The organism is Burkholderia metallica (assembly GCF_902832845.1).
In the GTDB taxonomy this organism is placed as follows: domain Bacteria; phylum Pseudomonadota; class Gammaproteobacteria; order Burkholderiales; family Burkholderiaceae; genus Burkholderia; species Burkholderia metallica.
Genome location: NZ_CADFDB010000002.1, coordinates 169,221 through 179,570, shown reverse-complemented (window position 1 = coordinate 179,570; position 10,350 = coordinate 169,221). Strand labels below are relative to the sequence as shown.

The 10,350-nt window shown below is 67.6% G+C and carries 10 protein-coding genes; 8 read left to right on the top strand and 2 right to left on the bottom strand.

The features are described from left to right. Positions 1-82: 82 nt before the first annotated feature. Positions 83-367 (bottom strand): hypothetical protein, encoded by a 285-nt coding sequence (locus tag HWX08_RS08185; RefSeq protein WP_174920040.1) that lies wholly within the window; start codon positions 365-367, stop codon positions 83-85. Positions 368-690: 323 nt separating this feature from the next. Between HWX08_RS08185 and HWX08_RS08180 the strand changes: the two genes are divergently transcribed. Beyond that, complete coding sequence (locus HWX08_RS08180) at positions 691-933, top strand: DUF6566 family protein (protein ID WP_174919991.1); 243 nt, start codon at positions 691-693, stop codon at positions 931-933. Between the two features lie 87 nt (positions 934-1,020). Here HWX08_RS08180 and HWX08_RS08175 read toward each other — a convergent pair whose 3' ends face one another. Continuing rightward, positions 1,021-1,695 (bottom strand): HAD family hydrolase, encoded by a 675-nt coding sequence (locus HWX08_RS08175; protein WP_107312070.1) that lies wholly within the window; start codon positions 1,693-1,695, stop codon positions 1,021-1,023. 215 nt (positions 1,696-1,910) lie between these two features. On the opposite strand from HWX08_RS08175, the gene HWX08_RS08170 reads away from it, so the two are divergent. The 7 genes from HWX08_RS08170 (at position 1,911) to benB (ending at position 10,348) form a co-directional block, all read left to right on the top strand. Continuing rightward, positions 1,911-3,107, top strand: a complete 1,197-nt coding sequence (locus tag HWX08_RS08170) for a sugar transporter (protein WP_174919984.1) — start codon at positions 1,911-1,913, stop codon at positions 3,105-3,107. Positions 3,108-3,417: 310 nt separating this feature from the next. Continuing rightward, complete coding sequence (locus HWX08_RS08165; protein WP_069258790.1) at positions 3,418-4,131, top strand: helix-turn-helix transcriptional regulator; 714 nt, start codon at positions 3,418-3,420, stop codon at positions 4,129-4,131. A gap of 101 nt (positions 4,132-4,232) precedes the next feature. Next, entirely contained in the window at positions 4,233-5,705 is a 1,473-nt protein-coding gene (gene iaaH / locus HWX08_RS08160) for an indoleacetamide hydrolase (RefSeq protein WP_174919982.1), read from the top strand. A 541-nt stretch (positions 5,706-6,246) separates the two neighbouring features. Continuing rightward, a complete protein-coding gene (locus HWX08_RS08155; RefSeq protein ID WP_174919980.1) occupies positions 6,247-7,383 on the top strand; it encodes a muconate/chloromuconate family cycloisomerase in 1,137 nt (378 codons plus the stop codon). A gap of 56 nt (positions 7,384-7,439) precedes the next feature. Then, positions 7,440-8,384, top strand: coding sequence for a catechol 1,2-dioxygenase (gene catA, locus HWX08_RS08150; RefSeq protein ID WP_174919978.1), 945 nt, complete (start codon positions 7,440-7,442; stop codon positions 8,382-8,384). A 120-nt stretch (positions 8,385-8,504) separates the two neighbouring features. Then, entirely contained in the window at positions 8,505-9,863 is a 1,359-nt protein-coding gene (locus tag HWX08_RS08145; RefSeq protein ID WP_107312065.1) for a Rieske 2Fe-2S domain-containing protein, read from the top strand. After that, positions 9,860-10,348 (top strand): benzoate 1,2-dioxygenase small subunit, encoded by a 489-nt coding sequence (benB, locus tag HWX08_RS08140; protein WP_174919976.1) that lies wholly within the window; start codon positions 9,860-9,862, stop codon positions 10,346-10,348. Before HWX08_RS08145 ends, benB begins: the two co-directional genes overlap by 4 nt. Positions 10,349-10,350: the final 2 nt, after the last annotated feature.

The window sequence follows — 10,350 nt, the reverse complement described above, 5'->3', positions numbered from 1 at the left end:
GGCCGATTTCCCGCGCGGCGGGGCCTGCGCGGGAGGCCGACCCCAACGGACTGTCGTTTTTACACGATTCGGGACCGCGCGGTCATCGCGGGCCGAAGTCCCGGTCGGCGTCGATGCGCTGTAATAGTGCATCGCAGCGTTCGCGCAGCGCGTGCAGTTCCGGCGAGTCGGCATCGAGCCGCCCGTGGGTGCCGCTGTCGGGATCGCGGTTCGCGACCGCGATGTCGTAGATCCCTTGGGCGATCGTCGCGGATGCGTCCGCGATCCTGACCCGCGCAAGCCATCCGCATTCGGCGTGATGGCACGCGAGCCACGCGCGCTGCGCATCGACGACCTGATCGGTCGTGGGCCATGCGCCGGAGCGCATGCGCGCGGCAAGCTGGCTCGTCACGAGATAGGAGAGCAGATCGGTCGTTTGATTCACACGAGGCTCCTTGGCGAAGAGGCGACGTTCGATCCGCGAGCCGGGAAGGCGTCGATGCGCCGATCGTCGTCCGGTTGCAGGGGAGTGAACCGTATCGCGGGCTCGCGGCGCGTGCCGGCGGCGGTTCGACACGCAAGCGTCGCGCAAACGGCGTGCCGGGCGGCGAGTACCGGGCACGGCGCGTGCGCACCGGGCGCACGGGCGCGCGGCGATCATGCGGCGCGCATTTTTTGCATCGTCATTGCAGACGGGTACAGGAGACCACCGTGCAAAATCGACAGGATGCACAGATCCGCGACCTGTATCGCGGGCACGAGATACGCGTGTGGGCGCGGCGCAACGCCAGCGGCGCGTGGCGCCACGACGTGCAGGTGGTGGTCGGCGACGCGCGCGGCGAGTTGCGCGTGCCGGCGGCCGACGGCCCCGACTGGAAGACCGAGAGCGAAGCGCTGCGCGCGGGCGTCGAGCGCGGCCGCCATCTGGTCGACAAGCACGTCGACGACGATTGAGCCGCGCGGCCGCCGCGTGCCGGTACGGCTTGAGCGTAGCCGGTCAGACGGCGCTTCCGCGCAGGTGCGGACGGTGAAGCCGGCGTGTCAGGGCCGCGCCGCAATCTCGTCGAGATGCCACAGCAGATCGGCCGGATCGTCGTACACGCGCAGCGCGCCCGCGCGTTCGAGTTCGTCGCTGCCATAGCCGCCCGACAGCAGCCCGACGCCGAGCGCGCGGCAGCGGGCCGCGGCCAGCATGTCCCAGATGCTGTCGCCGACCACGACCGTGTGCTCGATCGGCACGTTCAATTTCGCGGCGGCCGTCAGGAACAGGTCGGGGTCCGGCTTCGCGTATTTCACCTGGTCGCGCGTGACGACCACCTGCTTCGCCGGATCGACGCCGAGCGCCTCGAGATTGATGGCGGCCGTTTCCATCCGCCCGCTGGTCGCGATCGCCCAGCGAATGCCCGCCGACGACAGCGCGGCCAGCAGCTCGCGCGCACCCGGCAGTGGCCGTACCTGCGCGCGCAGCCGCTGGTACGCGGCCGCATGCAGCCGCGCGAGCCGCTCGACGCGCTCGGCATCGATGTCGCCGGCCGTCTCGCGCAGCAACTGATTCAGGAACAGGCCGCCGCTCATGCCGATCTTGCGGTGGATGCGCCATACCGACAGTTCGATGCCCTCGGCATCGAGCGCTTCCTTCCATGCGAGCACGTGCTGATAGACGCTGTCGACGAGCGTGCCGTCGAGGTCGAACAGAAAGGACGTTTCAATGCGCATGGGAATCTCCTGGTTCGTGAGGGTTCGGGCGAACGGGTCGCGAAAAGCATGTCGGCACATTATCGGCGCACGGCCGTGTCATGACCATGTCCCGCGGCCATCGCGCACCGCCGCGCGCCGCGCCGTGTCATGCGCCGCTGGTACAATCGCGGCGATCGCCGGGCGCGGTTTCTCCGCGCCGCGCGCCTCCAACCCTCGTCTCGTCGATTCCAGGTATGGCCACACCGGACGCCGTCAGTTCCAAGCACTCGTGGTGGGGCGTACTGACCCTGGCACTCACCGCCTTCATCTTCAACACCACCGAATTCGTGCCGGTCGCGCTGCTCAGCGCGATCGGCGACAGCCTGCACATGCAGCCGACCGACGTCGGCCTGATGCTGACGATCTACGCGTGGGCCGTGGCCGTCGTGTCGCTGCCGCTGACGCTGGCCACGCGCCACGTCGAGCGCCGCAAGCTGCTGACGGGTGCGTTGCTGGTGTTCATCGGCAGTCATGTGGTGACCGGTGTCGCGTGGAATTTCGCGGTACTGATGGTCGGCCGGCTGGGCATCGCGTGCGCGCATGCGGTGTTCTGGTCGATTTCCGTGCCGCTGGCCGTACGGCTCGCGCCGAGCGACCGCAAAAGCCGCGCGCTCAGCCTGCTGGCGATGGGCACGGCGATCGCGATGGTGGCCGGCATTCCGCTCGGGCGCGTGGTCGGCGAAACGTTCGGCTGGCGGGTCACGTTCCTGATCATCGCCGGCGCGGCGGCCGTCGCGTTGCTGCTGCTGCGCGCGACGTTGCCGGTATTGCCGAGCCAGGGCGCCGGGTCGCTCAGCAGCATCGGCGTGTTCCTGCGCAAGCCCGCGCTGGTGGCGCTGTATGCGATCACCGTGCTCGTCGTGTCCGCGCATTTCACGTCGTACACTTACATCGAGCCCTTCGTCCACAGCGTCAACCATGCGAGCAGCAGCCGGATCACGTATGTGCTGATCCTGTTCGGCGTCGCCGGCATACCGGCCGCGATCTGCTTCAACCGCATCTATCCGCACCGGCCGGACGATTTCCTGCTCGGGTCGATCGTCGCGCTGGCGGGATGCCTGCTGATCCTGTTCCCGTGCGCGCTCAACATCGTCACGCTGTCCGTGCATACGCTGGTCTGGGGCGGCGCGATCGTCTGCTTCGGGCTGGCCATGCAGGCTTGGGTGCTGAAGCTGGCGCCGGAGGGAACCGACCTCGCGGTGTCGATCTTCTCGGGGCTGTACAACGTCGGCATCGGCGCCGGCGCGCTGATCGGCAACCATATCGCCAGCGACTTCGGGCTGCCGTGGATCGGCACGTTCGGCGGCGTGGTCGGCGCGGTGGCGGTCGGGATTGCGTGGCTCGCGTTGCGGCTGCATGCGCGGCAGGCGGTGGCGGCTGCCGGCCACTGAGCGGGCCTTCACGTTCGCGCAACGACGCCGCGGCCCGTCGCGCCGCGGTTGGCCGGCCGTCGTGCTTCCCGGGAAACCGGCCGCGTTGCGTCGCGCTCGTGCGTCGGGAAACCGCCCGGGTGTCGGCGGGCTGGGCGACGCATGCGCCCGCACGCTGTCGTAGTCGACACGCGCTACGCGATGCATCGATCAGCCGGGTAACATGACGCATCGTGATGAACCCGTGCCCGTTCGGGCCATCGTCACGAAAGCCCCCGTCGAAACGCTCGACGCAGGCGTTCTCCACCGGCTTGCCGAGGAACCGTCCGTGATGAACCTTTCCGCGTCCGATATCACACCGGAGGAACTCCGGCTGTTCGGCGACATCGTCGCCCGTCTGGAAGAGCTGGGGCCGGTCGTCGACGTGAGGACGGTCGTACTGCCCGCGATCACGCAACTGCTGCGCGCCGATTTCGCCGCGTCGTTCGATTGCGACGAACGAACCGGCCTGTGGTGCAACGGGTTCTCGTACAACGTCGATCCGTTGCAGATCGCGCGGTACGAAGCGTGGTTCCAGCATATCGACCCGGTCACGTCGCCACTGCGCGCGCGCCGCGTGGCGACCTGCGTCGACGAGGTGGTGAGCCGGCGCGAGCTGGAGCGCACCGAGTTCTACAACGATTTCCTGTGCCGCGACGGCATGCACCACGGCATCAACGTTTACGCGTTCGACGGCGCGACCCACGTGGGCGACCTGCGGATCTGGCGGGCGCGGGGGCGGCCCGATTTCACCGAACGCGACAAGCTGCTGCTGAACGGCATCGAGCCGTTTTTCCGGCGCGCGCTGCTGCGGCGGCGCCACGCGTGCGCGGGGCTGACCGAGCGCGAGAGCGACGTCGCGCGGCTCGTCGCCGCCGGCTATACCGACAAGGACGTCGCGCGCACGCTCGGCATCGGGCTGTCCACGGTGCGCACGCATCTGCGCCGCGTGATGGCGAAGAAGGGCGTCGCCAACCGCGCGAGCCTGGCGGCCGCGCTGGCGTGACCGGCCGCGCGGCGCATGGGCGGGGTCATCCATTGTGACGATGGTCGTCAAAATCGGCGCGTCCTACCTTGTGACGACCCCTGTGACGAGGAACGACGACGATGCCCACCCTGGGAACCCTGACGCTCACCGAAGCCCGGAACGCGATCCTGCGCCGGGAGTTTTCCTGTGTCGAATACGCGTACGCATTGATCGAGCGCCACGCACGCTGGCGCTACCTGAACGGCTTTACCTGCGTCGACGACGCGCGGCTGCTCGCCGAAGCGGCCCGCTGCGACCGCGACCTCGCGACGTCGGCCGCCCCGCACGTGCTGCTCGGCCTGCCGATCGCGATCAAGGACAACATCGACACCACGTGTTTGCCGACCGGCAACGGCACGCTGGCGCTGCACAATCGCGTGCCGCCGCGGCACGCGCCGGTCGTCGCGCGGCTGCTGGCGCACGGGGCGCTGATCGCGGGCAAGGCGAACCTGCACGAGCTGGCATTCGGCGTATCGGGCAACAACCGCGTGTCGGGCATGGTCCGCAACCCGTACGACTTCAACCGGATTCCGGGCGGCAGCAGCAGCGGCTCGGGCGCACTGGTCGGCGCGGGCGTGGTGCCCGCCGCACTCGGGACGGACACCGGCGGCTCGGTCCGGATTCCGGCGGCGCTGTGCGGTGCCGTCGGCCTTCGTCCGACCGTGGGGCGCTACCCGTCGGGCGGCGTCGCGCCGATTTCTCACACGCGCGACACCGTCGGGCCGATCGCGCGGTCGGTCGAGGACATCGCGCTGCTCGACGCGATTCTGTCGGGCACCGGCACGCCAACGTCGATGCCGACGCGCAGCGCGACGCGGCCGGTGCGTCTCGCGGTGCCGCGCACGACGTTCTGGCGCGGCCTCGCGCCGGATGTCGACGCGGTGGCGAATGCCGCGGTGGCGAAGCTGGCGCAGGCGGGATTCGAGTGCGTCGACCTCGATCTGAACGACTATCCGGACTTCTTCGACGACGAGCCGGCCGTCATCGCGATGTACGAATTCCGTGCGTCGATGCACGCGTATCTGGTCGAGAACGGCTACGACCTGTCGGTCGACGATATCGTCGCGAACGTCGGAAGCCCGGACGTCGCACGAATCGCGCGTCATATAACCGGCCCGGACGGGATCGGCGAAGCGGCCTATCGCACCGCGCTCGACCGCCGTACGCGGTCGCGTGCCGCGTATCGGCAATGCCTCGCCGACAGCGGCGCCGATGCGCTGGTCTTTCCGACCACGATCGCCGCCGCATGCCCGATTCCGTCGGGCGACACGATGATCCTGAACGGTGAAACCGCTTCGGTGTTCGCGACCTACATCCGGAATACCGAGCCGGGCAGCAATGCCGGCGTACCGGGCATGACCGTGCCGGCCGGCCTGACGGCGGCCGGGCTGCCGGTCGGCCTCGCACTGGATGGAGCCGCCGATACCGATCGCGAATTGATCGCGGTCGCGCTGGAGGTCGAGCGGGTGCTGGGGAGGCTGCCGGCGCCGGACGACGGGTATGGGGTGGAGGGGCGGCTCGGAGGCTGGCCCGGCGCCGACGGGATGTCGTGAAGGCGCGCCGAGGGGCGGTGGCACGATGAATCGCCCGCACTCGCCACGAAGCGAGCCGGCAGGCAGGCCCGGTGGATTGCGCTGATGCCGAAGCCTGCATGTACCCGACCGGGCGGATGTGCAGACACCGCCGCCGGGAATCATGACGGGGCTACTTTGGCCTGCGCCGGCAAGCGGCGGACAAACCGGCCACGAAGCCGGTCGCCATCTCGCGAAACTCGCGCACGCGCGCCCTGACGACGCATCAGGAAAACCCTGACAGCGGCCCGCCGAGGCCGCTTTTCTCGCGTCGCCGCGCACGATGGCCGATGCCGTTCCCGTCCCCGGCGGCACGCAACCGCGGTTGCCGCTCCCCCTGATCCAGCATGGCTTTCCGCTCTCGTTGCCTGTCAGGAAAGGTATGGCAGACCGCGAAATTACGCCGATATTCGCCAATCTCGATACCTGAAAGGTATTGAAAAGCCCGCCTAAAAGTATTGGACGCTCGATCCGGCCGAGACGTATAAATCGCCTCAAGAACTTCACCCCCACGGCGTGCCCCATGTCCTCCGTCACCATCGAACGCATCGAAACCCGCCTCGTCGACCTGCCGACGATCCGCCCGCACAAGCTGTCGGTGGCCACGATGCACGGCCAGACGCTGATGCTCGTGAAGGTGTTCTGCAGCGATGGCGTGACGGGGCTCGGCGAAGGCACGACGATCGCCGGCATGGCGTACGGCCCGGAAAGCCCCGAGGCGATGAAACTGGCGATCGACACGTATCTCGCGCCGGCAATCGTCGGCAAGGACGCAACGCGCATCCAGACGCTGATGGCGTTCCTCGGCAAGCTCGCGAAGGTCAACCACTTCGCGAAGAGCGCGCTCGAAACCGCGCTGCTCGACGCGCACGGCAAGCGGCTCGGCGTGCCGGTGAGCGAGCTGCTCGGCGGCCGCCGCCGCGATCGCCTGCCGGTTGCGTGGACGCTCGCGTCGGGCGACACGGCCACCGACATCGCCGAAGCCGAGCGGATGCTCGACCAGCGTCGCCACAACGTGTTCAAGCTGAAGATCGGCGCGAAGGCGCCCGATACGGATATCCGCCACGTAGCCGAGATCAAGAAGGCCGTCGGCGATCGTGCGTCGGTGCGCGTCGACGTGAACATGGCTTGGAGCGAAACACAAGCCGCGCGTGCGATTCCGGCGCTGGCCGATGCCGGCTGCGAACTGGTCGAGCAGCCGGTGGCCTCGGCCGCGGCGCTCGCGCGCCTGATGCGCCGCTTCCCGGTCGCGCTGATGGCCGATGAAATCCTGCAGGGCCCCGACAGCGCATTCGACATCGCGAAGCATCACGGCGCGGACGTGTTCGCGATCAAGATCGAGCAGAGCGGTGGCCTGTTCGCCGCGCAGCGTGTCGCCGCGATCGCGGATGCGGCCGGCATCGAGCTGTACGGCGGCACGATGCTCGAAGGCGCGTTCGGCACGGTGGCCTCTGCACACCTGTTCGCGAGTTTCGCGAACCTGCAGTGGGGCACCGAACTGTTCGGGCCGCTGCTGATCACCGAAGAGATCCTGACGCAGCCGCTCGATTACAGCGACTTCGAACTGACCGTGCCGGACGGCCCTGGCCTCGGCATCGAACTCGACGAGGACAAGGTCAGGCGTTTCACCCGCGACGGGCTGACGAAAGTCGCGCGATAGAGAACCCGAGCCAGGCAAAGGCCGTCGTTCCCCCTAATACACATGGAGACACCATCATGAGCGTCAAAGTTTTCGATACCCGGGAAGTGCAGGAACTGCTGAAGGCCGCGTCGAACGCGGGCGCGAACGGCGCGAAGGGCGGCAACGCGCGCACGCAGCAGGTCGTGCTGCGGCTGCTCGGCGACCTGTTCAAGGCGATCGACGATCTCGACATCACGCCCGACGAAGTGTGGGCCGGCGTCAACTACCTGAACAAGCTCGGCCAGGACGGCGAAGCGGCGCTGCTCGCGGCCGGCCTCGGCCTCGAGAAGTATCTCGACATCCGGATGGACGCCGCGGACAAGGCGGCCGGCCTCGACGGCGGCACGCCGCGCACGATCGAAGGGCCGCTGTATGTCGCGGGCGCACCGGTGCGCGATGGCGTGTCGAAGATCGACCTCGACGCGGACGACGGCGCGGGCCCGCTCGTGATCCACGGCACGGTGACGGATCTCGACGGCAAGCCGGTGGCGGGCGCGCTGGTCGAATGCTGGCACGCGAATTCGCACGGCTTCTATTCGCACTTCGACCCGACCGGCAAGCAGAGCGATTTCAACCTGCGCGGCGCGGTGAAGACGGGCGCGGACGGCAAGTACGAATTCCGCACGCTGATGCCGGTCGGCTACGGCTGCCCGCCGCAGGGCGCGACGCAGCAACTGCTGAACGCCCTCGGCCGGCATGGCAACCGCCCGGCGCACGTGCACTTCTTCGTCGACAGCCACGACCACCGCAAGCTGACGACGCAGTTCAACATTGCCGGAGATCCGCTGATCTGGGATGACTTCGCGTACGCAACCCGCGAGGAACTGATCCCGCCCGTGGCCGACAAGACCGGCGGCACGGCGCTCGGCCTGAAGGCCGATGCGTACCAGGACATCGAGTTCAACTTCGTGCTGACGCCGCTGGTGCAGGGCAAGGACAACCAGATCGTCCACCGCCCGCGCGCCGCCGCGACGGCATAACCGCCCGACGGCGCGGCGGCGCGATTGCGCTGCCGCCGCCGGCCGGGTTCCCGCGAGATTCAACCGATTACCGATGCGAGCGTGCTTGCAGGACGCGGCACGCGCATGGGAGGAGTCAACATGTCCGCCACGATCGATCAAGCCACCGACCTGGATCACCTGCTCGCCACCGCGGTGCAGGACGACAAGGAGGCCGGCGTATTCCGCTGCCGCCGCGACATCTTCACCAATGCGGAACTGTACGAACTCGAGATGAAGCACATCTTCGAGCGCAACTGGGTGTACCTGGCTCACGAAAGCCAGATCCCGGACAACAACGACTACTACACGACGTGGATCGGCCGTCAGCCGGTCGTGATCACGCGCGACAAGACCGGCGAGCTGCATGCGGTGATCAATGCGTGCGCGCACAAGGGCGCGATGCTGTGCCGCCGCAAGCACGGCAACAAGGGCAGCTTCACGTGCCCGTTCCACGGCTGGACGTTCTCGAACACCGGCAAGCTGCTGAAAGTGAAGGACGAGAAGACGACCGAGTATCCGGTGCAGTTCAACACGAACGGCTCGCACGATCTGAAGAAGGTCGCACGCTTCGAGAACTATCGCGGTTTCCTGTTCGGCAGCCTCAGCGCCGACGTGCTGCCGCTCGAGGAATACCTCGGCGAAGCGCGCGTGATCATCGACCAGATCGTCGACCAGGCGCCGAACGGGCTCGAAGTGCTGCGCGGCAACTCGTCCTACATCTACGAAGGCAACTGGAAGATGCAGATGGAGAACGGCTGCGACGGCTACCACGTCAGCACCGTGCACTGGAACTACGCGGCGACAATGGGCCGCCGCAAGGAGGACGGCACCAAGGCCGTCGACGCGAACAGCTGGAGCAAGTCGGTCGCGGGCGTGTACGGCTTCGAGAACGGCCACATCCTGCTGTGGACGCAGACGATGAATCCCGAAGTGCGGCCCGTGTACCGGCACCGCGACGAGATCAAGGCGCGCGTCGGCGACGTGCAGGCCGACTTCATCGTGAACCAGACCCGCAACCTGTGCGTGTACCCGAACGTGTTCCTGATGGACCAGTTCAGCACGCAGATTCGCGTGGTGCGGCCGCTCGCCGTCGACAAGACGGAAGTCACGATTTTCTGCTTCGCACCCAAGGGCGAGAGCGATGCCGATCGCACGGTGCGGATTCGCCAGTACGAGGATTTCTTCAACGTGACGGGCATGGGCACCGCCGACGATCTCGAAGAGTTTCGCGCGTGCCAGGCCGGCTATGCGGGCATCACGGCGATGTGGAACGACCTGTCGCGCGGCGCGCCGTTGTGGGTCCACGGGCCCGACGAGAACGCGAAGAAGATGGGGCTGAACCCGCGCATTTCCGGCGAGCGCAGCGAGGACGAAGGGCTGTTCGTGTGCCAGCACGAACACTGGGTGAACGTGATGCGCGATGCGCTGAAGAAGGAACGGGGGGAGGTGACGGCATGAACTTCGATTACCGGACCATTTGCGCGGCGCTGTATCGCGAAGCGCGGCTGCTCGACGATCGTCAGTGGGACGAGTGGCTCACCTGCTACACGGAAGACGTCACGTACTGGATGCCCGCGTGGGACGACGACGATCGCACGACCGACGATCACCAGAGCCAGATCTCGCTGATGTACTACCCGGACCGCGGCGGCCTCGAGGATCGTGTGTTCCGGATCAAGACCGAGCGCAGCGGCGCATCGACGCCCGAGCCGCGCACCAGCCACAACGTGACGAACGTCGAGGTGCTGGCCGAACGCGACGACGAGGTGGACGTGCGCTACAACTTTCACACGCTGAACCACCGCTACCGCGTGACCGATCACTTCTTCGGCACGATGTTCGTCACGTTGCGCCGTGCGGACGACGAACTGCTGATCTCGTACAAGAAGATCGTGCTGAAGAACGACTACATCCGGCAGGTGCTCGACGTCTATCACGTCTGACG

What these genes read in the sequence shown, in the direction of transcription:
- HWX08_RS08185 (WP_174920040.1), bottom strand. Translation starts at nt 367, where the DNA reads ATGCGCTCCGGCGCATGGCCCACGACCGATCAGGTCGTCGATGCGCAG.
- HWX08_RS08175 (WP_107312070.1), bottom strand. Translation starts at nt 1,695, where the DNA reads ATGCGCATTGAAACGTCCTTTCTGTTCGACCTCGACGGCACGCTCGTC.
- HWX08_RS08170 (WP_174919984.1), top strand. Translation starts at nt 1,911, where the DNA reads ATGGCCACACCGGACGCCGTCAGTTCCAAGCACTCGTGGTGGGGCGTA.
- HWX08_RS08165 (WP_069258790.1), top strand. Translation starts at nt 3,418, where the DNA reads ATGAACCTTTCCGCGTCCGATATCACACCGGAGGAACTCCGGCTGTTC.
- iaaH (WP_174919982.1), top strand. Translation starts at nt 4,233, where the DNA reads ATGCCCACCCTGGGAACCCTGACGCTCACCGAAGCCCGGAACGCGATC.
- HWX08_RS08155 (WP_174919980.1), top strand. Translation starts at nt 6,247, where the DNA reads ATGTCCTCCGTCACCATCGAACGCATCGAAACCCGCCTCGTCGACCTG.
- catA (WP_174919978.1), top strand. Translation starts at nt 7,440, where the DNA reads ATGAGCGTCAAAGTTTTCGATACCCGGGAAGTGCAGGAACTGCTGAAG.
- HWX08_RS08145 (WP_107312065.1), top strand. Translation starts at nt 8,505, where the DNA reads ATGTCCGCCACGATCGATCAAGCCACCGACCTGGATCACCTGCTCGCC.
- benB (WP_174919976.1), top strand. Translation starts at nt 9,860, where the DNA reads ATGAACTTCGATTACCGGACCATTTGCGCGGCGCTGTATCGCGAAGCG.